Consider the following 23,983-nt stretch of genomic DNA (forward strand, 5'->3'; position numbering starts at 1 on the left):
ACGCCCGGCCTCCCCACCTACGCCCACCCCTCCCACAATCAATCACCGTCCCGGGGGGGCGCCCCGGGGGGCCTCACCGCCCGGGGCCACCGCCGTTGTCGTAGTTACTTCACGTTGACCACGTGATCGGCCGGGGTCGCGGCGTAGAGCTGCTCGATGTCCCCGGCGTACTTGGCCGCGATCGGGGTGCGCTTGAGCGACATCTTCGGGGTCAGCTCGTCACCGCCCGGCTCCCACAGGGTCTCCACGATCACGAAGCGCTTGATCTGCTCCACCCGCGAGAGTTTGCGGTTGCCCGCCGACACCGCGGCCTTGATCTCCTCGACGATCTCGCTGCGGCGGGCGAGCTCGGCGTGGGTGGCGTCGGTGGCGCCGAATTCCTTGGCGCGCAACGCCGCGACATCGGGGTCGAGCATGATCAGCGCGGTGATGTACGGGCGGGCCTCGCCGATCGCGACGGCCTGACCGATCATCGACGACGCCGCCTTCATCGCGTTCTCGATATTGGAGGGGGCGATGTTCTTGCCCGCCTCGCTGATGATCAGTTCCTTCTTGCGGTCGACGATGCGCAGGTAGCCGTCGGCGTCGAGGGTGCCGATGTCACCGGTGTGCAGCCAGCCCGCGTCGTCGATCGCCTCGGCGGTCTTGTCGGGCATGTTGCGGTAGCCGGGGGTGACGATCGGGCCGCGGATGAGCACCTCGCCGTCGGCGTCCAGCCGCAGCTCGACACCGTCCATGACCCGACCGACCGAGCCGGGGCGCGGCTTGTCCAGATCGGTGAAGGTGCCGACACCGGTGGTCTCGGACATGCCCCACACCTCGCTGACCGCGAAGCCGAGACCCAGGAAGTACTCCAGGGTTTCGGCGGGCACCGGGGCGGCGCCGGACGCGGCGACCTTCAGCTCACCGAAACCGAGCGCCTCGCGCAGCTTAGACAGCACCAGCGCGTCGGCGGCCTTGTGCTGCACGCCGAGCAGCAGCGAACCGCCCTCACCGGACAGCTTCGCCTTGGCCTGCGCGACACCGACGCCGATCGCCCAGTTGGCCAGGGCCTTCTTCACCGGGCTCGGCTCGACCGCGAGCTTGTTCTCGATGCCGGCCTTGATCTTCTGCCACACCCGGGGCACACCGAAGAACACGGTGGGGCGCGCGTCGGGCAGGGCGGCGGCGATCTCGCGCGGGTCGGGCACAGTGGTGATCTGGATGCCGGTGAGCAGGCTCATCGCGTGCGCGGAGATGCGATCGGCGACATGCGCGGCGGGCAGGTACGACACGGCGCGGTCATCGAAGCCGACCGGCAGCGGACCGGAAACCAGGCCGACGACCTGGGCGATCACATTGCCCTGGGTGAGTTCGACGCCCTTGGACGGGCCGGTGGTGCCGGAGGTGTAGATCAGGGTGGCCAGATCGCCCGGCTGCACGGCCTGCCACGCGGCGTCGAAGTCGAAGTCGGGCTCCGGATCCGATTCCAGCTGGGCCAGGCCGAGGGTGCCCTCGGCGGTGCCGTCGACCAGGACGGTGTGCTCGACGTCGGCGCCCGCCTCCCGGATGACGTCCAGGAACGCCTGCTCGGTGATCACGACCTTGTTGCCCGCGTTGGCGAACACGTGCGCGATCTGCTCGGGGGAGCTGGTGTTGTACACCGAGAACGGGGTCGCGCCCAGGTGCAGGGCCGCGGTGTCGATCAGGTTGAACTCGGGGCGGTTGGTGAGCATGATGCCGACCGCGTCACCGTGGCGCACACCGAGTTTCGCCAGGCCGGCGGCCAGCGCCCGCACCCGCGTCGCATACTCCGCCCAGGTGATCTGCTGGGTGCCGCCGACCGTCCGCAAGGCGATCTGGTCGGGCCGCAACGCGGCGGTCTGCTGGAAGGCGGCGGGCACGGTGTGCACCGTGACGCCCGAGGCGTGCGCGAAACCGATGTCTGTCATATCCCTGTTCCCGAATAGGCCGTTCCGGATGCCGAGCCAATGCGAGTGAATCCTTCTCATCGTCTCGAGCGATGGGCGTCACAGTGGCACAGCTCACTCATCGTAACCGGACATACGGGATTGTGGCGTCGGTTACCGCCGACCGAAGAGCCGTTGCCAGCGGCGCCTCGCACGCCGATCGTCGTCCACGGGCCGTTCCGGCGCGGGAAAAGGGGTTGTCTGCGGGGCCCAGGGCGCGAAATCGCGCGGAATCATGTGCTTGCGCCACCGCACTTTCGCATCCAGGTAGCGCCGGCCGCGATCGGTTGCCATGCGCACGGACAGCGGGATCACCTCGACCGCGATGCCGGCGTCGGCGAGCGCGCGCAGCTTGTCGGGATTGTTCGTCAGCAGGCGCACCCGATGGAAGCCGAGCCCGAACAGCGCCTTGGCGACGAGTTCGTAGCGCCGGGTGTCGGGTTCGAGGCCGAGGCGGGCGTAGCTCTCGAAGGTGTCGATGCCGTAGCGCTCGCTGGTGCCGTAGCCGATCGCCTTCCAGATCAGCCCGGCCCCACGGCCTTCCTGCTCGAGATAGACCAGGACGCCCGCGCCCTCGGCCTGGATCAGGTCCATCGACAGGGCCAGTTCGGGTCCGCAATCGCAGTCGTCGGAGCCGAGCGCGTCACCGTAGAGGCAGCGTGAATGCACCCGGACCAGCGGCTGTTCGCCGGGGGCGCCGAAGACCAGCACATAGCCACCGTCGGTGGGGTCGTCGATGGTGTGCACCTGCACGCGCAGCTGGGCGCCGTTGCGGCTGAACTGGTGCTCCGGTCGCGGATCGTCAACGTCTCGTCCGGTCGCCTCACCCGGCGGGAACTGGACGGGCTCGATGATCGTCAAGCGCTCCTCCGAGACAGTGTCGGCACCGGAAAACCCGCTGCGTGGACGGTGTGTGGGCAAGGCAACGGCGCGACTCTACTCCGGCTGTGATGCCAGGCACATCAACCGGGGGTCACGCCGGTGTTACGGGTGGTCGCACCGCCGCGCGCGTAGAGGTGCATGATCCGGTCGACCTCGGTGACGTCGGGGAACACCGCCGACACCGCGCCCAGCTTCTGGGTGGGGATCATCGCCGCCGTCGCCCACACGAAATCGGCTGCGGTGAGCGCGTCTTCGGACTGCACCACCCGGTAGGCCAGGGCCGCCGCGAACGCCGCCGCGGCACCGACCGCCGCCTTGAGGACCTGGGGGAAGTGGTCGACGACGATATCGTCGTCGTCGGAATAGACGGTGCAGCCGAAGCCGTCCACCGCGCACACGGCCGATACCCCGAGGCCGCGCAGGCGTCGCGCCGTGTCCGCCGCCGAGTCGGTGTCGACCTCGGGCAGCAGCGCGTCGAGTTCGACGGTGCTGCCGACGAGATAGTCGACGACGTCGAGATACATGTACAGCCCCTGTGGCACCGCGATACTCGGAGCGGCACAGACGATGACCTGCGGGCGTTCGGGCAGCTCGCGAATGTAGGCGAGCACCTGCTCGATGATCGGCGCCGGTTGCTCGAAGGTCAGCACGACCACCGCCGACCCGGCCAGCGCTGCCCGGACTTCCGGCCGGTTGATGTCGTCGTCGAGCAGTTGCACGCGGGCGTCGCGGCAGGCGATCAGCCGCACCTCACCGCTGTGGTTCATGACCACGGCGGTCACCAGGGTCGAGGCCGCGGGCACCACCTTCACCAGGTCCCGGCTCACCTCGTAGTCGGCGAGTAGGTCGAGGATGCGTCGGCCGTTGGCGTCGTCGCCGACGGCCGCGACCAGCCGCACGTCGAGCCCGAGCAAGGCGGCGGCGACGGCGCGGTTGAGGCCCTTGCCGCCCGGCAGACCCGCGAAGGTGCCGTCGACGGGGGACTGCTTGGCCGGGAAGGTGTCCACCCGGTAGAGATGATCGATCACCGCGTCCCCGATCACGGTGACCGAGCGGCCCGTGGGCGACGATGTCGAGGTCGTGCCGGGCGGGGGACCGGCGGCCGTCACCGGTCCGGCCGTGAGCAGGCCGGCGAGTGCGGTGAGCGCGGCCCGCTCGGCGGTGGTGCGCAAGCGTTTCACCGTGGGTGCCGCCGGGGTGTCGGTGACGCCGAGCGCGGTGTGCAGGGGAATCCACTGCTGCGCCAGGTACTCGCGGCGGGCGCCGAGATTGGCGGCGTAGAGCTGGTCGGGGTCGATGTCGCCGTTCGGCGGTTCGCGGAGGAGGCCGAGAGCCAGCGTGGCATCGGCGATCAGCCGGTCGGCAGGGGGCAATTGCCGGGTCGTCTCCCGGAGCACCGGGAGCACCGCCTCCTCGCGGGAGACGCCTTCGCGCTGCGCGTAACCGGTCACCACCGGGAGTTCGAGGATCGGCGCCGCACCGATCTCGGTGTGCCGCAAACGTTCTGCGCTGAGACCGGAGAACTTGCCGAGCCGCGCGAGGATGCCGCGGACCAGGTCTGTTCGTGCGTCGTGCGGGAGCATCGGCACGCGTTCTGCCCTCCATGGTCGTGACGGCGGTGTTTGAACAACATCTTGTCGGGCAATTACCAATCTACAACGGCAATTGACCGCATAGAAGGGCAAATGCCACACTGGAATTGGCGATCCTTCGCCCACCGGACAACCCGGGAGGTCTGGTGCAGACGACATCCACCCCGAACCGATACCGGACGGTCGTCTGAATATCCGCGCGACGAGTTCACGGATCCACCGGCGAACTCAGGTGTGGTCGGCACCGCCGACGCACTCGCCGAACGCGCCACGTACGCGTTCCGCATCCCAGGAACCGGGAGCTCGCACGGCTCCCCTCGTGGAATCGGAGTATCCGATGACCATTCACATCACACCGGACGACATGCGCAGCACCCGCAGCCCCGAATACGCCGAGCGGGTGGGAACGAACCCCGAGGTCTGGCGGTTGACCTGGCTGCCGGAACGCCGGCTCAGCCGCGACCAGGCCTACGCGGGCATGGAACTCGACGAACTGATCAGCGACCTCACCGCCGCGCACGACCGGCTCGCGCACGCGCAGATCAACGCGCTGGCCGACACCGTGGGCATCGTGTGGGAGCAGGCGATCATCCGGCTCTACAAGCGGATGCTGGCCCGCTTCGACGATCCCGACGAAGCAGCACCGCGCCCGCCGCTGACCAGGCCGCGCACCGCGACGCACCTGTTCGGGCACGGCGGTACGCGGCAGGTCAACTACGGATAGACCCTCAGGCCGAGGGTGTGCGGTGCTCGGCGCCGACCGCGTCGGCCAGCGAGCGGAAACCACCGGCGCGCAGGTTGGCGGCGATGCCGCGGTGGATCCGGGTGGTCCAGAACGGGCCGCCGTAGATGAAGCCGGTGTAGCCCTGCAGCAGGGTGGCGCCGGCGAGGATGCGGGCCCAGGCCTGCTCGGGGGTTTCGATGCCGCCGACGGAGATCAGGACCAGCTGGTCGCCGACGCGCGCGTAGAGGCGGCGCAGGACGTCCAGGGACCGCTCGGCGACCGGGGCACCGGACAGCCCGCCCGCGCCCATCGCCTCGACCTCGGCGGCGGGGGTGGCCAGGCCGTCGCGGCGGATGGTGGTGTTGGTGGCGACGATGCCGGCCAGGCCCAGCTCGACGGCGAGGTCGGCGACGGCGTCGATGTCGTCGTCGGACAGGTCGGGGGCGATCTTCACCAGCACGGGGACGCTGACGCTGTCCAGCACGGCCTGCAGGATCGGGCGCAGCGACTCGACCGCCTGCAGGTCACGCAGACCGGGGGTGTTGGGGGAGGACACGTTGACGACCACGAAATCGGCGAGCGGGCCGAGCAACCGGGCGCTGGTGGCGTAGTCGCCCGCGGCGGCTTCGGGTTCGGTGACCTTCGTCTTGCCGATGTTCGCGCCGATCGGGACTGTGGGGCGCGCGTCGTGCAGGCGGGCGGCGGCCGCGGCGGCACCGTGGTTGTTGAAACCCATCCGGTTGATCAGGCCGTGGTCGGCGGGCAGCCGGAACAGTCGCGGCGCCGGGTTACCCGGCTGCGCGTGCGCGGTGACGGTGCCGATCTCGGCGAACCCGAAGCCGAGCGAACCCCAGGTGTTCGCGCCGTCGGCGTTCTTGTCGAAGCCGGCGGCCAGCCCGAGCGGCGCGGCGAAGTCGACACCGAAGGCGGTCGTCGCCAGGATCGGGTCCTCGACGACGGTCAGCCTGCGCGCGAGCCAGCGGGTCGGCGGGAACCAGGTGGCGAACCGCAGCGCGGAGAACACCAGGTGGTGCACCCGCTCCGGCGGGATCAGGAACATCAGGCGTAGTAGCAGGGCGTACATGGGTCGGCTCACATTCCGGGCTCGGGCACAGGCAGGACGGCATTCTTGCGGCGGCGCAACAACACCCGGCGGCTGCCGTCGGTGTAGGCGCGCACGCGCGACAACTCCCAGCCACCGAATTCGGCCTGGATGGCCAGCCGCATCGAGGCGGTGACCCGGGTGACCTCCGGTGGCAGACGCAGGGGCACGTATTCGTAGTCGTCGTTGCTGGTTTCCCAGCTCGGCGGGATCGCCGAGCGTCCACCGCGAGATATGGCCGCCATCACTGCCCTCTCTTCCGCTCGTCCGCGCCGATCCGCTGCAGACCGTCGCCCGCGGCCGAGGCCACGAACAGGTCGCCGGTGCGGGGGTCGACGGTCACCGCGTCGGGCTGGCGCAGGGTCGGGAACCGCCCCACCTCGACACCGATCCCGGTCGACAGGTCGTAACCGACGACCTCGTTGCTCTGCGTGCAGGTCACCCACACCGTGCTGGACCGCGGATCGTAGGCGAGCGCGTAAGGCGATGATGCTACCGGGAAACGCTGACGCAGCACGAGCGGACCGGCCGAGTAGACCAGCAGTTCACCGCCCGCGGTGTCGGTGACGATGATCCGCCCCTCCGGGTCGGCGATCGCGTTGGTCGCGCCGTCGCCTGCCCGCAGCATCAGCCCGAGCGCGTCGTCGCGCACGCTGACGACGGCGGTCTGCTTGCGGTCGAGGACGGTGATGTTCTCGCCGGTCAGGGCGATCGCGTCGGCCGAGACCAGGCCGGTGACGGTGCGCGCGACGCTGCCGTCGGGCCGCAGTTCGACGATCTTGCCGCCGGCGGTGCCGACCACCAGGTTGCCGTCGGTGCGTATTTGCACGCTGTGCACGTCACCGTCGACGGGAACCTCGCTGACGGTGCCCGCGGCCACATCCACCCGCAGTACCCGGCCCTGCGCGGCGACGAGCACTTCCCCCGGCTTGCCCTGGGCGAGTGCGGCACCCGCGGCGGGCAGGGCGACGGTGCGGGCGGTGGCGGGCGCGGCGGGGTCGATCAGCGACAGTGTGGTGCCCGCGGTGTCGAGCGCCGCGAGGCGTCCGGTCTCGCGTTCGGCCAGCAGGGCTTTCGTCGCGGCGGCGGGGACGACCCGCCCCGCCGGGGTGGTAGCCGTGGCGGGGGAGACGGCCGCGGTGGCGGGTTCCCTGGTCGGCACGTCCGGGGCGCCGTCCTCACCGGCGCAACCGGTCAGCAATACCAGTGCCGCCGCGCCGACCAGCGCTGAGGCGACCGAGTCGCGAGGGCGCATGCACCGAACTCCTAATCTCACGAGGTGACCGCTGATCACCATCTGACCATGATGACTCACCGGTAGCTCCGACCGGGTGGCGCGCGTCGGGCCTGTCGGTGGCGGGGGCTACTGTTGACGTGTCGACAATCCGTTACCGGCGAACGGCAGGAGATCAGCGCGATGACCGACCGGACAACCGCGGGTTTCGGCATCGATGACATCTCCGTCGGCCCCTTCGCCCACGGTTTCGGCACCACCGACGACGGCCGCCCCTTCACCTTCCGCACCCGCCGCGCCACCCTCACGGTGCAGATCTACCGCCCCGACCTGGGCGAAGCCGTGCCGGGCGCCGACGATGTGGTCGCCACCGCGCAGGCTCAGGTCACCGATATCGACCTCGGCGACGAGCGCAGCGTGACCGCGTTCGTGCGCGACCTGATCCACGACGCCGTCCCTGTCCCGGCGGCCGCGCCGCGGGACACCACGACCGTGCGGAGCATCCTGGGCCGGATCAGCGCGGTCATTGATGGTATGTAGATGGTGATGTCTTCCACACTTTTCGCCAGGGCCGCTGCGGCCACCGCCTGCCTCACGGCCCTCGTCGCCCTCACCGCCTGCGGTGGCGGCACCGACGAGGCCTCGGTCGACGCCGCACGGTCCTCGGCCAACGCCTCCCTGTCCTCCTCCATCTCGGTGTCGTCGAGCAAGGCCAACGTGCCGCTGCCGACCGCCGCGGAACTCGACGCGCAGATCAAACGCGCGCTCGACCCGAACCTGCCCGATGTCGAACGCACCGATCTGATCGAGGACGGCGCCGCGTTCAAGGACGCGATCCCCGACATGTACAAGGCGCTGCGGGACAATCCGCACGCGGTGTACGGCGTCGTCGACCCGGTCTTCGACAATCGGGACGGCACCCTGACCGCCACCATGCGCCTGGACAAGGACGGTTCGGGCACCAATATCCGGACCACCATCGTGCATTTCGTGCTGCTCGACGGGAAGTGGAAGATCTCGCGCACCGACCTGTGCGGCATCCTGCGCTCGGCCGACTACCGCACCGCCGCCTGCGGCTGACGATGCGGGAATCGCGTTCGATGCGGTGGGGCCGGTTCGTCCACCGCCACCGCTACCTGGTGCTCGGACTGTTCGTCCTGACGGTGCTGATCTCGGGCTGGTACGGCCGCGATATGGCAGGCCGCTACACCCAGGAGGGCTGGTTCGACGAGTCCAGCGAGTCGGTGGCGGCCTCGAAGCTCGCCGACGACATCTTCGGCCGCGACACCGACGGCGACCTGATCGTCATCTACACCGCGCCGCCGGGCACCACCGTCGACGATCCGCAGGTGCGCGGCCCCGTCGTCGCCGCGCTGGCCGACCTGCGCGAACGCTACGGCGAACGCATCCACAAGATCGACAGCTACTGGGACTCACCGTTCTCGGCCAACGCCTCCGATCCCACCAAGCAGCACGCGTTCGCCAGCATCGGCCTGGCCGGTGGCGGCGGCACGGCGACGGTCGAGAACTACCTGGCCCTGAAACCCCATCTGAACGCCGATGTTCCCGGGGCGGGGCCGGGCGGGACGACCGTGCAGCTGGCCGGGCTGCAGCCGGTGGTCGAGGGCATCAATATCGGGATGCAGCACGACATCCGGCGCGCGGAGCTCATCGCGCTGCCGATCGTGGCGATCCTGCTGTACTTCGTGTTCGGCGGCGTGATCGGGGCCCTGCTGCCGGTGATGATCGGCGGGCTCACCGTGCTCGGCACCTCCGGCATCCTGCGCTTCCTGACCGCCCATATCGAGGTCAACGTCTTCGCCAGCGCGGTGATGACGCTGGTCAGCCTCGGTCTGGCGATCGACTACGGGCTCTTCACCGTCACCCGGTTCCGGGAGGAGCTGGCGGCGGGGCGCAGCGTGGAGGAGGCGACCGCGCGCACCGTCGCGACCGCGGGCCGCACCGTGCTGTTCTCGGCCGCGATCATCGCCATCAGTCTCGGCGCGCTGTTCATCTTCCCCAACGGCGTCCTGCGATCGGTGCCCTACGGCGGTATCTCCGCGGTGATGCTGGCCGCGCTGCTGTCGGTGACGGCCCTGCCCGCCGCGTTGAGCATCGCGGGCAGGCGCATCGACTTCCTGGGCTGGAAGCGGTTCTCCCGCAGCAAGACCGAGGCCGAGATCGATGCCGGGTTCTTCTCCCGGCTGGCCCAGTGGGCGATGCGGCGGCCGTGGGCGGTCGTCATCCCGATCGTGCTCGGCCTGCTGGCCCTGAGTATTCCGCTGCGGCACATCGAGTTCGGCGGGATCAGCGAGAAGTACCTGGCCGCGGACAATCCGGCGCGCGTCGCGCAGGAGGACTTCGACCGCCTGTTCCCCGGGTTCCGCACCGAACCGCTGAAGCTGGTCGTGGTGAACGCGACACCCCAGCAGCTCAGTGACATCCGGTACGAGGCCAATCAGGTCCCTGGGCTGACCGGCAGGTTCGAGCCCGCCGCGCCGACCAAGGACGGCGTCAACGTGCTCTCGGCCGGGCTGGGCGACAAACGCGACGCCGACCAGGTGATCGACACCCTGCGGGCGCTGCCCGAGCCACCGGGCGTGCAGATCATGGTCGCCGGCATCCCGGCATTGGAACGCGACAGCATCAACGGCCTGATCGACGGACTACCGTTGCTGCTGGCGATCCTGATGGCCGCGGCCCTGGCGATGATGGTCATCGCGTTCCGGTCGGTGATCCTGGCGGTCAAGGCCGTCGCGATGAGCGCGCTCAGCCTCGTCTCGACGCTGGGCGTGCTGACCTGGATCTTCGTGGAGGGACACGGGGCCGGGACCTTCCAGTTCACCCCCGGCCCGCTGATGTTCGCGGTGGTGGCGCTGATCGTCACGGTGATCTTCGGCCTGTCGACCGACTACGAGGTGTTCCTGCTGTCCCGGATCGCGGAGAAACGGGCCTCGGGCGCCGACGCACCCGAATCCATCCGCTACGGCGTCGCCCACACCGGTGGCGTCATCACCTCGGCGGCCGCGATCCTCATCGTCGTCACCGGCGCCTTCGGCTTCTCCGACCTGGTCCTGATGAAATACATCGCCTACGGCATGATCGTGGCCCTCGTCATCGACGCGACAATCATCCGCATGGTCCTCACCCCCGCTCTCCTCAAGATCATCTGGCGGTGACCACCGGCCCGCTCCCGCATGTCCTGGGCTTCCTCCCCGGCACCGATACCGCGCGTGCGCCTCTCGTGCTGCTCCACGGCTCGGACGGCACCGAATCCGATCTGCTGCCGCTGGCCGGGGAGGTATCGCCCGGCGCACCGGGAGTGGGTATCCGGGGAACGGACGGCGGGTACGCGTTCTTCCGCCGTTGTCCGGACCGCCGGACACGCTGTCACCGCCGCGGACATCGACATAGCGAGCGAATGGCTTCGGGTGCGCGAGCTGTGACGCCGAGGTTCGGCGGCAGGTCCGGTGTGTGGGGCCTGCCGCCGGGTATCGGTTACGTGGTCTTGATGATGCCGCCGTCGATGACGAGGTCGGCGCCGACGATGTTGGCGGCCTTGCCGGAGGCGACGAAGGCGATCAGGGCGGCTACTTCCTCGGGTTCGGTGATGCGGCGTGAGGCGATGTCGAACTGGGTGGGGAGTGCGTCGAGGAATTGTTCCTGGGAGATGCCTTGGGCGGAGGCGAGTTTGGCGCCGATGCGGTGTTCGTCGCGCCAGATGCGGGTGCCGACGGGGCCGGGGGAGATGGTGTTGACTCGCACGCCCTGGGGGCCGAACTCTTCGCTGAGGCGCTTGCCGAACGATGCCAGGGCGGCCTTGGCCTCGCTGTAGCCGACCGGGCCCGAGCCGGGGACGTGGGCGTTGATCGAGGACACGTTGATGATGGAGCCGCGTCGTTCGAGGAGACTGGGCAGGGCGGCGCGGGTGGTCCAGATCGCGCTGAAGAGGTTCAGGTCCAGATAGTGACGCCACTGCTCGTCGGTGCTGTTGAGGAAGCCGTCGAGGTCGAGCCACTCCGGATCGCCGCCGCCGACGTTGTTGACCAGGATGTCGATGCCGCCGACTGCTTCGAGGGCGGCATCGATGACCGCGACCGCGCCGTCACGGGTACTGAGGTCGGCGGAAACGGTGGCGGCCGAGACCTTGTCGAGTTCCGGGGTGATGGTGCGGGCCGCGCCGACGACCCGGACGCCGGCCTCGGCGAAGGCTTCGGCGACGGCGAGGCCGATGCCCCGGGAGGCGCCGGTGACGACGGCGGTCTTGCCGGTGAGTGCGAGATCCATGGAGATACCTTTCTTGAACTACAGGTCAAATATTCGGGCAGTCGGAAGCCGCTCGACGGCGGGGTGGGAAATCAGAGGACGGTCAGCGCGACGTCGACGAGGCGGTAGAGCTCGGGGGTGTCGTTGGTCTTGGCCATGATGCGCAGGCCGGCGCTGGTGGTGAACAGCAGCGCGGCGATCGCGGCCGGGTCGACGGCGGCGTCGACATCACCGTCGCGCCGCCCCTGATCGATGCGGGCGGTCAACGCCGCGACGATGCGGCGCTCGATCCCCCGCAAGGTCGCGACGATCGTGGGGTCCCGGTCGCCGAACTCGGCGGCGGTATTGACCGCCAGGCAGCCGCGCCGCAGGGGTGTGGTGAAGTCGAGATCCACGGCGGCGCGGAGGTAGGCGCGCAGGCAGTCGCGGGTGGAGCCGGGCCGGGACATGTAGTCCTCGGCCATGGCGACACCGTTGCGGCCGTAGCGTTCGAGGGCCTGCTCGAACAGGGCGCGCTTGCTGCCGAAAGTGTTGTAGAGACTGCCTTTTCCGATGCCGGTGGCATCGGCGAGCTGAGCGGGCGAGGTGTTGGCATAGCCGTAGGACCAGAACTGGTCCATGGCGCGATCGATCACCGTGTCGGCGTCGAAGTTGCGCGGCCTGGCCATGATTCGACCGTATCCGTTCTAGACCTCTGGGTCAATAATTTGATCCGGGCAACCGGATCAGGGGTGCCCACGCTCGGGGAGCACGAGTTGCGCCCCGGTGACCGGATGGTCGAAGACATCGACGGGGTGGCGGTAGACCTCGGTGAGCAGGTCGGGGGTCAGGACGGTGCGGGGCGGGCCGTCGGCGGCGACGCGACCGCCGTCGAGGACGGTGACCCGATCGGCGTAGGCGGCGGCGACACCGAGATCGTGGACGACGACGACCACAGCCGCGCCCTCGGCCGCACGGGTCGCGGCCAGGCGCAGGACGGCTTCCTGGTGGCCGAGGTCCAGGGCGGCGGTGGGCTCATCGAGCAGGAGGGTAGCGGTGTCCTGAGCGAGAACGCGGGCCAGAGCCACCCTGGCGCGTTCACCGCCGGACAGCGACGGGAAGATCCGCTCGGCCAGATGGATGACGTCGGTGGCGGCCAGCGCGGCCGCGATCAGCTCGTCGTCGTGGTCGGCGGCAGGGGTGTGCAGCCAGGGTGCGCGGCCCATCGCGACGACTTCGCGCGCGGTGAACGGGAAGCCGACCGCGTGGGACTGCGGCAGCACCGCGCGGCGGCGGGCCATGTCGGCGTGGGTCCAGTGCGAGAGGGCGTGGCCTTCGAGTTTCACGGTGCCGGAACCGGGTTCGAGTTCCCCGGCGAGCGCGGCGAGCAGGCTCGACTTGCCCGCCCCGTTCGGGCCGACCAGGGCGACGATCTCACCGGCCGCCACCTGGAAGTCGACGTCCTCGAGCACGGTCCGGCTGCCCCGGCGCACGGTCAGGCCAACCGCGCGCAACGTCACGGTCCCGGGTTCCGGCCGTTGCGGGACATCGGGTGTCCTGGTGAACAGGCCGCGCCACGGTCGGGTGCGTCGCGGCGGCGTGACGGGCGGAGCGAGAGCCGGATCGTGGGGTCGGATGTCGGTCATCCCCAGCCTCCCGCGCGTGCCCTGGTGCGGCGCAGCAGCCAGAAGAAGAACGGACCGCCGATGAGCGAGGTCAGCATGCCCAGCGGCAGGTCGGCATTGTCGACGAGGGTGCGCGCGACGACGTCGGCGCCGAGCAGGATCACCGCGCCCACGATCGCGCTCAGCGGTACCAGCACCCGATGGCCCGGCCCGACCAGCATGCGCACCACGTGCGGCACGATCAGCCCGACGAACAGGATGATGCCGCTGAAGGCCACACCCGCGGCGGTCAGCACGGCCACCACCACGATGACCTGCCTGCGCAGCCGTTCGACGTCGACACCGAGGTGCCGGGCCGCCGAATCACCGAGGGCGAGCAGATCCAGGCGCGGCGCGATCAGGACGGCAGCGAGGATCCCGACCGAGGCGAGCACGGCCACGATCGCCACCGACTGCCAGGTGGCGCCGTTGAGGCTGCCCAGCTGCCAGAAGACGATCTGGTCGCGCGCGGCGGGCGTGGCCACGAACAGCAGCAGCGCGATCAGACCGCCCGCGAACGCGTTGATCGCGACACCGGTCAGGATCAACGTCACGACCTCGGTCCGCCCGCCCGATCGCGACAGCAGGTACACGAGCACGGTGGTGAGCAGCCCGGCGACGAACGCGGCCGCGGCCACCGACCAGGCCGCGACGAACGCGCCGCCGACCACGATGACTGTGCCCGCCCCGACCGCCGCGCCCGCCGACACCCCGATCACGCCGGGTTCGGCGAGCGGGTTGGCGAACACGCCCTGCAGCAACGCTCCCGCCGTCGCCAGCGAGGCCCCGACCAGGATCGCCAGCGCCACCCGCGGGAACCGCACCTCCCACAGCGTCACCTCGCCCGCCGGATGGGCGGGCAGCGGGCCGATGTCGAGGCCGATCCGGTGCGCGACGCTGCCGAGTACCTCGGCCGCGGTGGTCGGCACCTGCCCCAGCACCGCCGAGACCAGCGCCAGCACGACCAGAGCGAGCAGCGCGACGGCGAAGACGACGGCCACCCGGGTGGTCCGGTGCCGGGGGTGCGGCAGCGGGTCCGGCGTCGCGTCGTCGATCCGCGGGGCGTTCGCGGATCTCGTCAGGTCCGGGGCATCGCTCATGCCGGCTTGCCGTAGACGGCGTCGGCCAGGGCGGTGATGACGCGGCCGGTGTTGGGGCCGAAGCTGAGCACCACCGCGTCGGCCATGTCGACCACCCGGTGATTGCGACCGGCCGGGGTCTGGGCGATGCCGGGGACCTTCACCAGTCCGTCGACCCCGCCGACGGATTTCAGCCCGTCCGACATGACCAGCAGCACGTCCGGTGCCGCGGCGATCATCGCCTCGCTGGTGATGGCGGTGAACGGTTCCTTCACCCCGGACGCCGTGCCCGCGTCGATCCCGCCGATCGCGGTGACCAGTGAATCCGCGCCAGAGCCGGGTCCCGCGATCATGGTGATCGCGCTGCTGCGCAGGTACAGGAACGCGATCTTGGGCTGCGGGTCCTGCTTCGGTACGCGGGCCGTGGCGGCGGCGATCTCGTCGCGGGTGCGCTGCCCGAGCGCGGTCCCCGCCTCCGGCACGCCGAGCGCGGCGGCGACCGCCTCGATCTGCGGGACCACGCCGTCCATGGTGCGGTCCGGGTCGAAGTAGACGACGTTCACGCCCGCCGCGCGCAGCTGTTCGCGGACCGCGGGGGCAGCGCTGGTGGTGTCGGTGAGGAACACCGACGGGCGCAGCGCGAGTACGGCTTCGACGCTCAGGCTGCCGTTGCCGCCCGCCACGTTCGGCACGTTCGCGACGGCCGGGAAGGACGCGGAGGTACTGCGGCCGACGAGGTTCGCGCCGAGCCCGAGCGCGTACACGGTCTGGGCGAGGGTGCCGTAGCGGTCGACGGCGATGATCCGCGAGGTGTCGGTGACGGTCACCTCGGTGCCGTCGAAGGACCGCGCGGTCACCGGCAGCCGCGGCGTGGGCGCGGTGCCGATCGGGACCGGGTCGAGGTCGGTCAGCTGGGCGGTCACGGGACCGCCGGTGGTGGCAGTCGATGCGGTGTTGCCGCCTGTGCAGGCGACGGCGCCGGTCAGCACCGTCGCCGCGAGCATCGCCGTCAGCACACCACGCAGTCTCATGCAGGTAAGGCTAGCCATCATTCGGAACGGGCGCTCACATCGTCCAGGGCCGCCGCGATCGCGCGCGGCAACTCGAGGGTCTCGGCGGCCAGCACGCCGGTGAGCTGGCCGATGTCACGGGCACCGACGATCATGCTCGCGATGCCGGGCCGGTCCCGGATCCAGGCCAGCGCCACCGCCAGCGGCGAGGTACCGAGGCCGTCGGCCGCGGTGACCAGCGCTTCCACCACGCGCGTCGCCCGATCGTCGTCGAGCCTGCGCCGGATCTCGGCGGCGGTCGCCTCGTCCGCGCCTCGCGAATCCGCGGGCACCCCGTCGCGGTACTTGCCGGTCAGAATGCCCCCGGCCAGCGGGGCCGAGGCGATGATCCCGACCCCGTGGTGGCGGGCGGCCGGGATCACATCGGACTCGGTGCCCCGCGCCAGCAGCGAGTACGGCGTCTGCGCCGCGCTGATCGGTGCGATCGCCGCCAGACTGGCCAGCTGCCAGGCCGCGAAGCCGCGTACCCCGGCATACCGGGTGCGGCCGGTGCGGACCGCGGTCTCCAGGGTCGCCGCGACCTCGTCGAGCGGGGTGTAGGGATCCCAGGCGGCGATGCTCCAGATGTCGAGGTGGTCGGTGCCGAGCTCGCGCAGCGTGCGGTCGAGCTGGGCGAGCAGAGTCCGCCGCGACGCGTCGACCACCGGGCCGGTCGCCGCCGGAGCGGGCACGGAATCACCGACCCCGGCACCGGGCGCGTGCAGCACGACGCCCGCGCTGCCGCTGAGCACCAGCTCGTCGCGGGCGACGAGATCGCCGAGCAGATCGGCCAGGATCCGCTGCGCCGCGCCGTTGCCGTAGACCGGCGAGGTGTCGACGAGCGTGCCACCGGCCTCGGTGAACGCCGCCAGCTGCACGGACGCCTCGTCGGCGTCGGTATGGGTCCCCCAGGTATGGGTCGCCAACCCGATTCGCGACACCCGGAGGCCGCTGCGTCCCACCGTTCGCTGTTCCATCACCGCGCCCGCGTTTTCGTCACGGCGACCAGCCTAATGGGCGGCTCCCCGCCGTCTTCGCCGACGACCCGTGGCGTCGCGCACTCTCAGCAGATCCCTAGGTGGGCGGGCGGCACCGGCGCGGCCGGGCGGGTAGGGTCGCTGCGGGATCGCGGCCCCACCCGGCCGCACGTGAAGCAAAAGCCCAGGAGGACGCGGTCTTTCGGGCGCGAGTAAGCAGGAGGACACGGTGGGCGAGTCGATGACCTGGATACAGGCATTGGTACTCGGGCTTGTGCAAGGACTCACCGAGTTCCTGCCGGTCTCCTCTTCGGGGCATCTGCGCATCGTCTCGGGCGTGTTCTTCGGTGACGACGCGGGCGCCTCGTTCACCGCCGTCACCCAGCTCGGCACCGAGGCCGCCGTCCTGGTGTACTTCGCCAAGGACATCTGGCGGATCATCGTCGCCTGGTTCACCACCCTCGGCATGCGTGTACGCGAACGATCCCAGCGCGAAGTCGCGGTCGCCGACCGGGTCACCACCCGGCTGCCGGTGATGGACCGCAGTGCCCGCGACGCCTACGAACGCGACACCCAGCGCGAACTCGACTACCGCGTCGGCTGGTACGTGATCATCGCCACCATCCCGATCGGCGTGCTCGGATTCCTGTTCAAAGACGAGATTCGCACCGGCGCCCGCAACCTGTGGCTGGTGTCGTTCATGCTGATCGCGTTCGCACTGGTGATCGCCGCCGGTGAGTATTTCGGCAGCAAGACCCGCCCGATCGAGCAGCTGACCACGCGCGACGGCCTGATCATGGGCCTGGCGCAGTGCCTGGCGCTGATTCCCGGTGTCTCGCGCTCCGGCGCCACCTCCACCGCCGGTCTGTTCCTCGGCCTCGAGCGCGAGGCGGCCGTCCGCTTCTCGTTCCTGCTCGCCATTCCCGCCGTCACCGCCTCGGGCCTGTTCAGCCTGCCGGACGCGTTCGAACCCGCCGGTGAGGGCCTCAACGCCAGCGGCCCGCAGTTGCTGGTCGCGACGATCCTGGCGTTCGTCGTCGGCTACGCCTCGGTGGCCTGGTTGCTGAAGTTCGTCGGCAAGCACTCGTTCTACTGGTTCGTCGGGTACCGGATCATCCTCGGCCTGGTCGTGATGGGTCTGCTCGCCGCCGGCGTCGTCTCGGCGACCTGAGCCGCCGGGCACTGATGGTTAGGCTGGTCCCATGACGGTGATCCTGCTCCGGCACGGAGTGTCCACGTCGAACACCGCGCGGACCCTGGCCGGTCGCACTCCCGGTGTCGAACTCACCGACCGCGGTACCGAGCAGGCCGCCGCGGTCGCCGACCGGCTGGCGACGCTACCGATCGAACACATCGCCAGCTCACCGTTGTTGCGGTGTCAGCGCACGGTCGCCCCGCTCGCCGAGAAACTCGGCCTCGAACCCGAGCACGACGAACGGCTCATCGAGGTCGACTACGGCGAGTGGACCGGCCGTCCGCTGGCCGAACTGCTCACCGAACCGCTCTGGAAGGTCGTGCAGCGGCACGCCTCCGGCGCGGTGTTCCCCGGTGGGGAGGGCCTGGCTCAGGTCCAGCAGCGTGCGGTCGCCGCGATCCGCGACACCGAACGCAGGCTGTCCGAGCAGGCCGGCCGTGACGTGCTGTGGGTGGCCTGCGCGCACGGCGACATCATCAAATCGATCCTGGCCGACGCACTCGGCCTGCATCTGGACAGTTTTCAGCGGATCGCGGTGGAACCCGCCTCGATCAGCGTCGTCCGGTACAGCCCGGTCGGGCCGTCGGTGTGGAAGTTCAACGACACCGGCGCCGACCTGTCCGCTCTCGCCGTCACCGCGCCGCCGACTCCCGGTGGAGAGGTGAGCAATGGCGCCGGCGCGGATAATGGGAATGCGGGACACCGCGATTCTCCTTAGAGGGAGGGTGTTCGTGAGTGTCGAACAGGGTCACGTATCAGGAGGTGCATGTGTCACGCGCAATCCATGTATTCCGCACCCCCGATCGTTTCGTCGCCGGTACCGTCGGTGAGCCGGGCGATCGTTCGTTCTACCTGCAGGCCGTGCAGGAACCGCGCGTGGTCAGCGTGCTGCTGGAGAAGCAGCAGGTGAAGGTGCTCGCCGACCGGATGGGACTGCTGCTCGACGAGGTGGCCCGCCGCTTCGGCGCCGAGGTCCCGCCGCAGGGCGAGGACGTGCGCGATGTCGCGCCGCTGGTGACCCCGATCGACACCGAGTTCCGGGTCGGCACCATGGGTCTGGGCTGGGACGCCGACGCGGGTGCCGTGGTGGTGGAACTGCTGGCGATCACCGAGACCGAGGTCGACGAATCGGTGGTGCTCGACGACACCGAGGAGGGCCCCGACGCCGTGCGGGTGTTCCTGACCCCGATCCAGGCCCGCGAGTTCGCGTTGCGCTCGGCGCGGGTGATCGCGGCGGGCAGGCCTCCGTGCCCGCTGTGCGGTGAACCGCTTTCGGCGCGTGGGCACATGTGTGTGCGCACCAACGGCTACAAGCGGGGCGAGATCTTCGGCGCGGCCGAGCTCGAAGAGGAGTGATCCGGTGTCCGCACTCACCGAAGGCGAGCTGGACATCGTCGGCCGGGTCGGCGTCGCCAGCAATCTGACGCTGGTGTGCGAGATCGCCGCGCCCGAGCCCGACGGCGCGCCGCTGCGAGTGGTGTACAAGCCGGTGCGCGGAGAACGTCCGCTGTGGGACTTCCCGGACGGCACGCTCGCCGGCCGGGAAGTCGCCTCCTATCTGATCTCCGAGCAGCTGGGCTGGGGGGTGATCCCGGAAACGGTGCTGCGCGACGGGCCGTTCGGGCCCGGCATGGTGCAGCGCTGGGTCACCTCGGTCGACCATCACACCGAGCCGAAACCGCGCCTGGACCTGGTCGACCTGTGCAGGCCGGGCACCGTGCCGGACGGCTTCTGCGAGGTACTGCGCGCCCTCGACGGCGAGGGCAACGAGGTGTCGCTGATCCACGCCGACGATCCACGCCTGCAACGGATGGCGGTGCTGGACCTGCTGCTCAACAACGCCGACCGCAAGGGCGGACACGCGCTCGAAGGTGTCGACGGACAGGTCTACGGCGTCGACCACGGCATCTGCCTGCACACCGAGCCGAAACTGCGCACGGTGCTGTGGGGCTGGGCCGGGCGTCCGGTGCACGCGTCACTGGTCGCCGACATCACCGCGTTCGCCGCGAACCTGCCGGGCTCGGTGGCCGATTCGCTCGCCGAGCACATCACCGACGCCGAGATCACCGCGCTGACCGAACGCACGAAAGCGCTGCTCGAGCATCCGGTGATGCCGATCCCGAACTCGTCGCGCCCGATTCCCTGGCCCGCGTTCTGATCCCAGGGTGGCCCTGACACGGTCTGTCTGCGCCCGCGCTGCCCGGCCAGACTGATCGCATGCTCCGTTACCGTCTGCTCGGCCACACCGGCCTGCGCGTCTCCGAGTTCGCCCTGGGCACCCTGCGTTTCGACGACCCCGTCGAGGCCGACCGGATCATCGGCGCCTATGCCGAGATGGGCGGCAATTTCCTCGACACCGCCAGCGCCTACGGCGAGAGCGAGGCGATCCTCGGGCAGGTGCTGCGGGATCGCGACCGTTTCGTCCTCGGCACCAAATACACGCTCAGCCGCGACACCACCGATCCCAACGCGGCGGGCAACCACCGCAAGAACCTGGTGCTGTCGCTGGAACGTAGTCTGCGCAGGCTCCGCACCGACTACGTCGACGTGTACTGGGTGCACGTGTGGGACCGGCACACCCCGATCGAGGAGACGATGCGCGCCCTCGACCAGGTGGTGCGGGCGGGCAAGGCACTGGCCATCGGCATCTCCGACGCGCCCGCCTGGGTGATCGCCCGCGCCAACACGCTCGCGCAATGCCGCGACCGGACCCCGTTCGCCGCCGTGCAGGTGCCCTACAGCCTGCTCGAGCGTGGCATCGAACGAGAGGTGCTGCCGATGGCCGAGGCCTTCGGTCTCACCGTCACCGCGTGGTCGCCGCTGGCCGGGGGAGTGCTCGCGCCGGGTTCGGGTCGCGCGCGGACGCCGTCGGAGCTGGCCGCGATTTCGTCGCCGAATGCGATGCCAGCCCGATGGTTTACGGTGACGCGGTGGACCGCGTCGATGTCGGCGATTCCGGCCCACGGATCCGATGACGTCGGGTATCTTGAGGCTGCTTTTCCGGGTCGGGGCCGGTGCTAGTGTGCTCCAAGCACTTTCGTCATTCCAACGCAAGAGTCAGAGGAAATCTATGTCGACCCGATCGATCGTCACCACCTCCGCCGCCGCGCTGCTGCTCACCGGCGCCGTCGCCGCTGTGGCCGCGCCCGCGCAGGCCTTCCCCAGCGGATGGTGGAGCGAGAAGACCTACGTCTGCACCGCGACCGACCGCAACACCGGCGCGCCGCTGCCCGACGTCACCGTGCAGGCCGCCGATCAGGTCGGCGCCTCCTTCTACGCGCTGCCGCAGTTCGGCCCCGAGGTCGACGGCGCCAACGTGCAGTGCTACCTGCAGGCGTGAGGCTTCGATGAGCCCGGTGTCGCCGCTCCCGACGCGCGGCGACACCGGGCTCGTCGCCCCGCACCCGGTTCAGCCGGTGTGCGCGCTGAGGAACCGCTCGATCTCCGCGGTCTGTCCCAGCACCGCGTGACCCACCTCGGGCAGCACGCGAACATCACCCCGGGCGAAGCACGCCCGCGCCCGTTCGGCGGTCCGCGCCGAATCGAAGAGCACGTCACGGCCGCCCACGATCACCAGGACCGGGATGTCCACCGCGCGCAGGTCCGCGTCGGGGAAGATCGGCAGCCGGCCGGTTCGCGGCGAGAAGTGCCGGAACGTCGACTCCACCTCGTCCAGGACCTCCGCGTCGTCGATACCGAGGACGGTGCGCGCGGAGTCGCGCACGGTCTGCCTGCCGATCAGCCGCAGCGCCATCCCCTTGATCAGCCACCCGAAGCGCTGCCCGCCCAGCCCGCCCGGGCACAGCAGGGTCAGCGCGTCGACTCGTCCGGGCCTGCGGAGCACGAAGTCCAGTGCGGTCCAGCTGCCCAGGGACATGCCGACGAGAGCGAAGGTGGTCAGGCCGAGGCCGTCGACGGTCTCCGACAGCCAGCTCGCGGTCTCGTCGCTGGTCAGCGCCAGTCGGCGGGGAGCGCTGAATCCGGGCTCGCCGGGCAGATCCACCGCGTACACGCGATAGCGGGTCGACCAGTCGCCGACATCGCCGCGCCACGCGCTCGCGTTGGCTCCCGATCCGTGCAGCAGGACCAGCGGCGGCGCGTCCACCGGTCCGGAGGCGACGACGAAGGTCTCGCCCGCGGTGGTCGGGATCCGGATCTCCTCGTGCGGGACCGGCCAGGCGTCGAGGTGGGCGCGATAGCGCTCGGCGATGGCCTGGCGGCCCGTCTCGGAGGTGTAGATGCCGGTCATGAGGTGAGTACTCCGTCCATGTAGTCGAGCAGGCGGGCGGTATCGGCGAGACCGCCGAGCAGGATGACCTTGAGGCGCGAGCGCGCCGGGTCGTAGGCGGTGTCCACGCGCAGGGGCGTGCCACCGGGCCCCCGGGTGCCCGCCGCGCTCGTGAGCAAGGTGGTGATCCGGTCGGCGGTCGTGCGGTCGACGGCGTCGATCTCGACGATGCAGGAAGCATCGGCGTGCGTGCCGGTGGTCTCGGGCGTCCGAGGCGCGGTGATCGGCAGGCCGGTGAAGGCCTCGAGGTCGTCGTGCGCGATGCGGTACTGCTTGCCGATGCGCGCCGCGGGGAGCTTGCCGTCGCGGACATAGCTGCGCACGGTGCGTACATGCAGCCCGAGCAAGTCGGCGACCTGCTCGACCGAGTAGAGGCGATCCGTCATAAAACTACCGTAAACGAACCTGCATATAGGTAGCAATAGGGATGTTTGTATACATGTGATGTGTGACAATGATCGCGAAGCGCCCGTTTCGGCAACCAGCGGCGCCGGTGCGGTGCATCATCGTCGGCAATTCGCCCGCCACCGCCGTGACCAGCGGATCCGGCTGAACGCAACCCTTGACGCAACCGCCGGAACACGTTTGTCTGCAGGTGGTGGGCCGCCTGGGCGGCACCGCGGGCAACCGCCTGACCGGCCCGCGGACCGCTCGCCCCGGCGGGGGCTCTACCCTCGAATCATGCAGTCCTGGTCCGATATCGCCCTACCGACCGTCCCCGGAACAGGGCCGCCGTTGCGGTTGTACGACACCGCCGACCGCCAGGTCCGCCCGGTCACCCCCGGCGCGACCGCGAAGATGTACGTCTGTGGCATCACGCCCTACGACGCCACCCACCTCGGGCACGCCGCCACCTATCTGACATTCGACCTGGTCAACCGGCTGTGGCGGGACGCGGGCCACGACGTGCACTACGTGCAGAACGTCACCGACGTCGACGACCCGCTGTTCGAGCGCGCCGCCCGCGACGGCGTCGACTGGCGCGACCTCGGCAGCTCCGAGATCGAGCTGTTCCGCGAGGACATGACCGCCCTGCAGGTGCTGCCCCCGCAGCACTACATCGGCGCCATCGAGTCGGTCGAGGAGGTGGTGGAGCTGGTGCAGAAGCTGCTCGCCGCCGGTGCCGCCTACATCGTCGACGACGCCGAGTTCCCCGACATCTACTTCCGCACCGACGCCACCGAGCAGTTCGGCTACGAGTCCGGCTACGACCGGGCCACCATGGAGCAGCTGTTCGCAGAACGCGGCGGCGACCCCGACCGCCCGGGCAAGCGCGACATCATCGACGCGCTGCTGTGGCGGGCCGAACGTCCGGGTGAGCCGTCCTGGCAGGCGCCGTTCGGCGCGGGCCGCCCCGGCTGGCACATCGAGTGTGCGGCGATCGCGCTCAACCGCATCGGCACCGAGTTCGACGTCCAGGGCGGCGGCTCGGACCTGATCTACCCGCACCACGAGTACTCCGCCGCGCACGCCGAGGCGATCACCGGCGCCCGCCGCTTCGCCCGCCACTACGTGCACGCCGGACTGATCGGCCTCGACGGCGAGAAGATGTCGAAGTCCAAGGGCAATCTGGTGCTGGTGTCGAAGCTGCGCCGCTCCGGCGTCGACCCGGCCGCGATCCGCCTCGGCCTGCTCGCCGGGCACTACCGCCAGGACCGGATGTGGACCGACGAGGTCCTCACCGCCGCCCAGACCCGCCTGGCGCGCTGGCGGGAAGCCGCCGGCCTGGCCACCGGCCCCTCGGCGGCCGACACCGTCGCCCGGTTGCGTCAGCACCTGGCCGACGATCTGGACACTCCGAAGGCGCTCGACGCCGTCGACAACTGGGTCGAGCAGGCGCTCACCTACGGCGGCGCCGACCCCGCCGCGCCCGCGCTGGTGCGCGACGCCGTGGACGCGCTGCTGGGCGTCACGCTCTGACGGTCGCGGGTCACCCCGGCGACCTGCGTCGTCTCGTGACCCGCGCCGGGTACTGTCGCCGGAAGTGAGGCGCGGGGCGCTGT

Annotated in this window: 25 protein-coding genes; 11 read left to right on the top strand and 14 right to left on the bottom strand. The window is 70.2% G+C overall.

The genetic code is table 11. The features are described 5' to 3' along the window. Positions 1 to 104: 104 nt before the first annotated feature. The 3 genes from ACFVW6_RS26570 to ACFVW6_RS26580 all read right to left on the bottom strand — a co-directional run bounded on the left by ACFVW6_RS26570 (position 105) and on the right by ACFVW6_RS26580 (position 4,414). Positions 105 to 1,931 (bottom strand): AMP-dependent synthetase/ligase, encoded by a 1,827-nt coding sequence (locus tag ACFVW6_RS26570; RefSeq protein WP_378825777.1) that lies wholly within the window; start codon positions 1,929 to 1,931, stop codon positions 105 to 107. Positions 1,932 to 2,063: 132 nt separating this feature from the next. Continuing rightward, positions 2,064 to 2,810, bottom strand: coding sequence for a GTP cyclohydrolase II (locus ACFVW6_RS26575; RefSeq protein WP_378825780.1), 747 nt, complete (start codon positions 2,808 to 2,810; stop codon positions 2,064 to 2,066). A gap of 101 nt (positions 2,811 to 2,911) precedes the next feature. Next, positions 2,912 to 4,414, bottom strand: coding sequence for a PfkB family carbohydrate kinase (locus ACFVW6_RS26580; protein ID WP_378827000.1), 1,503 nt, complete (start codon positions 4,412 to 4,414; stop codon positions 2,912 to 2,914). Between the two features lie 346 nt (positions 4,415 to 4,760). Between ACFVW6_RS26580 and ACFVW6_RS26585 the strand changes: the two genes are divergently transcribed. Beyond that, positions 4,761 to 5,147: a hypothetical protein gene (locus ACFVW6_RS26585; RefSeq protein WP_378825782.1), complete on the top strand. Its 387-nt coding sequence runs from the start codon at positions 4,761 to 4,763 to the stop codon at positions 5,145 to 5,147. Between the two features lie 4 nt (positions 5,148 to 5,151). On the opposite strand, the gene ACFVW6_RS26590 is transcribed toward ACFVW6_RS26585, so the two are convergent. From ACFVW6_RS26590 to ACFVW6_RS26600, 3 genes are read right to left on the bottom strand one after another with little or no spacing between them, the layout of a single operon-like run. Further along, positions 5,152 to 6,231 carry a quinone-dependent dihydroorotate dehydrogenase gene (locus ACFVW6_RS26590; protein ID WP_355273029.1) on the bottom strand — a complete coding sequence of 360 codons (1,080 nt, stop codon included), beginning with the start codon at positions 6,229 to 6,231 and terminating at the stop codon, positions 5,152 to 5,154. A gap of 8 nt (positions 6,232 to 6,239) precedes the next feature. Beyond that, positions 6,240 to 6,485, bottom strand: coding sequence for a DUF5703 family protein (locus ACFVW6_RS26595; RefSeq protein WP_355273027.1), 246 nt, complete (start codon positions 6,483 to 6,485; stop codon positions 6,240 to 6,242). A gap of 8 nt (positions 6,486 to 6,493) precedes the next feature. Beyond that, positions 6,494 to 7,504, bottom strand: coding sequence for a YncE family protein (locus tag ACFVW6_RS26600; RefSeq protein ID WP_378825784.1), 1,011 nt, complete (start codon positions 7,502 to 7,504; stop codon positions 6,494 to 6,496). Between the two features lie 162 nt (positions 7,505 to 7,666). Between ACFVW6_RS26600 and ACFVW6_RS26605 the strand changes: the two genes are divergently transcribed. From ACFVW6_RS26605 to ACFVW6_RS26615, 3 genes are read left to right on the top strand one after another with little or no spacing between them, the layout of a single operon-like run. Continuing rightward, positions 7,667 to 8,023, top strand: coding sequence for a hypothetical protein (locus ACFVW6_RS26605; protein WP_378825786.1), 357 nt, complete (start codon positions 7,667 to 7,669; stop codon positions 8,021 to 8,023). Positions 8,024 to 8,029: 6 nt separating this feature from the next. Next, entirely contained in the window at positions 8,030 to 8,563 is a 534-nt protein-coding gene (locus ACFVW6_RS26610) for a hypothetical protein (RefSeq protein ID WP_355272166.1), read from the top strand. 20 nt (positions 8,564 to 8,583) lie between these two features. Beyond that, on the top strand, positions 8,584 to 10,662 hold the full coding sequence (locus tag ACFVW6_RS26615) for an MMPL family transporter (RefSeq protein ID WP_387793028.1): 2,079 nt from the start codon (positions 8,584 to 8,586) through the stop codon (positions 10,660 to 10,662). Positions 10,663 to 10,981: 319 nt separating this feature from the next. Here ACFVW6_RS26615 and ACFVW6_RS26620 read toward each other — a convergent pair whose 3' ends face one another. From ACFVW6_RS26620 to ACFVW6_RS26645, 6 genes are all read right to left on the bottom strand, one after another. Next, the gene (locus ACFVW6_RS26620; protein ID WP_378825791.1) at positions 10,982 to 11,770 is read right to left on the bottom strand and encodes an SDR family oxidoreductase; all 789 of its coding nucleotides are present in this window, start codon (positions 11,768 to 11,770) and stop codon (positions 10,982 to 10,984) included. 71 nt (positions 11,771 to 11,841) lie between these two features. Further along, on the bottom strand, positions 11,842 to 12,417 hold the full coding sequence (locus ACFVW6_RS26625; RefSeq protein WP_378825794.1) for a TetR/AcrR family transcriptional regulator: 576 nt from the start codon (positions 12,415 to 12,417) through the stop codon (positions 11,842 to 11,844). 57 nt (positions 12,418 to 12,474) lie between these two features. After that, on the bottom strand, positions 12,475 to 13,374 hold the full coding sequence (locus ACFVW6_RS26630; protein WP_378825796.1) for a heme ABC transporter ATP-binding protein: 900 nt from the start codon (positions 13,372 to 13,374) through the stop codon (positions 12,475 to 12,477). Further along, the gene (locus ACFVW6_RS26635; protein ID WP_357346999.1) at positions 13,371 to 14,492 is read right to left on the bottom strand and encodes an iron ABC transporter permease; all 1,122 of its coding nucleotides are present in this window, start codon (positions 14,490 to 14,492) and stop codon (positions 13,371 to 13,373) included. Before ACFVW6_RS26635 ends, ACFVW6_RS26630 begins: the two co-directional genes overlap by 4 nt. After that, positions 14,489 to 15,502 (bottom strand): hemin ABC transporter substrate-binding protein, encoded by a 1,014-nt coding sequence (locus tag ACFVW6_RS26640; protein ID WP_378825799.1) that lies wholly within the window; start codon positions 15,500 to 15,502, stop codon positions 14,489 to 14,491. The genes ACFVW6_RS26635 and ACFVW6_RS26640 overlap by 4 nt, the downstream gene beginning before the upstream one ends. Positions 15,503 to 15,519: 17 nt before the next feature. Continuing rightward, complete coding sequence (locus tag ACFVW6_RS26645) at positions 15,520 to 16,497, bottom strand: aldo/keto reductase (protein ID WP_378825801.1); 978 nt, start codon at positions 16,495 to 16,497, stop codon at positions 15,520 to 15,522. Between the two features lie 229 nt (positions 16,498 to 16,726). Here ACFVW6_RS26645 and ACFVW6_RS26650 point away from each other — a divergent pair, with 229 nt between their 5' ends. The 6 genes from ACFVW6_RS26650 to ACFVW6_RS26675 are packed head-to-tail and all read left to right on the top strand — an operon-like array spanning position 16,727 to position 21,032. After that, positions 16,727 to 17,668 (top strand): undecaprenyl-diphosphate phosphatase, encoded by a 942-nt coding sequence (locus ACFVW6_RS26650; RefSeq protein ID WP_378825803.1) that lies wholly within the window; start codon positions 16,727 to 16,729, stop codon positions 17,666 to 17,668. 31 nt (positions 17,669 to 17,699) lie between these two features. Then, positions 17,700 to 18,410, top strand: a complete 711-nt coding sequence (locus ACFVW6_RS26655) for a histidine phosphatase family protein (RefSeq protein WP_357347005.1) — start codon at positions 17,700 to 17,702, stop codon at positions 18,408 to 18,410. A 50-nt stretch (positions 18,411 to 18,460) separates the two neighbouring features. Then, positions 18,461 to 19,048 carry a DUF3090 domain-containing protein gene (locus tag ACFVW6_RS26660; protein WP_355272148.1) on the top strand — a complete coding sequence of 196 codons (588 nt, stop codon included), beginning with the start codon at positions 18,461 to 18,463 and terminating at the stop codon, positions 19,046 to 19,048. Between the two features lie 4 nt (positions 19,049 to 19,052). Then, positions 19,053 to 19,850, top strand: coding sequence for an SCO1664 family protein (locus tag ACFVW6_RS26665; protein WP_378825806.1), 798 nt, complete (start codon positions 19,053 to 19,055; stop codon positions 19,848 to 19,850). 59 nt (positions 19,851 to 19,909) lie between these two features. After that, entirely contained in the window at positions 19,910 to 20,713 is an 804-nt protein-coding gene (locus ACFVW6_RS26670) for an aldo/keto reductase (RefSeq protein WP_378825809.1), read from the top strand. Between the two features lie 49 nt (positions 20,714 to 20,762). Further along, the gene (locus tag ACFVW6_RS26675) at positions 20,763 to 21,032 is read left to right on the top strand and encodes a hypothetical protein (protein WP_355272142.1); all 270 of its coding nucleotides are present in this window, start codon (positions 20,763 to 20,765) and stop codon (positions 21,030 to 21,032) included. Positions 21,033 to 21,101: 69 nt separating this feature from the next. On the opposite strand, the gene ACFVW6_RS26680 is transcribed toward ACFVW6_RS26675, so the two are convergent. Together ACFVW6_RS26680 and ACFVW6_RS26685 are read right to left on the bottom strand one after the other, a co-directional pair. Continuing rightward, positions 21,102 to 21,941, bottom strand: a complete 840-nt coding sequence (locus ACFVW6_RS26680; protein WP_378825812.1) for an alpha/beta fold hydrolase — start codon at positions 21,939 to 21,941, stop codon at positions 21,102 to 21,104. Continuing rightward, positions 21,938 to 22,366 (bottom strand): helix-turn-helix domain-containing protein, encoded by a 429-nt coding sequence (locus ACFVW6_RS26685; RefSeq protein ID WP_355272139.1) that lies wholly within the window; start codon positions 22,364 to 22,366, stop codon positions 21,938 to 21,940. Before ACFVW6_RS26685 ends, ACFVW6_RS26680 begins: the two co-directional genes overlap by 4 nt. Before the next feature lie 295 nt (positions 22,367 to 22,661). Between ACFVW6_RS26685 and mshC the strand changes: the two genes are divergently transcribed. Then, positions 22,662 to 23,900: a cysteine--1-D-myo-inosityl 2-amino-2-deoxy-alpha-D-glucopyranoside ligase gene (gene mshC / locus ACFVW6_RS26690; RefSeq protein ID WP_378825815.1), complete on the top strand. Its 1,239-nt coding sequence runs from the start codon at positions 22,662 to 22,664 to the stop codon at positions 23,898 to 23,900. Positions 23,901 to 23,983: the final 83 nt, after the last annotated feature.

This window comes from Nocardia sp. NPDC058244, from assembly GCF_042882065.1.
In the GTDB taxonomy this organism is placed as follows: Bacteria; Actinomycetota; Actinomycetes; order Mycobacteriales; family Mycobacteriaceae; genus Nocardia.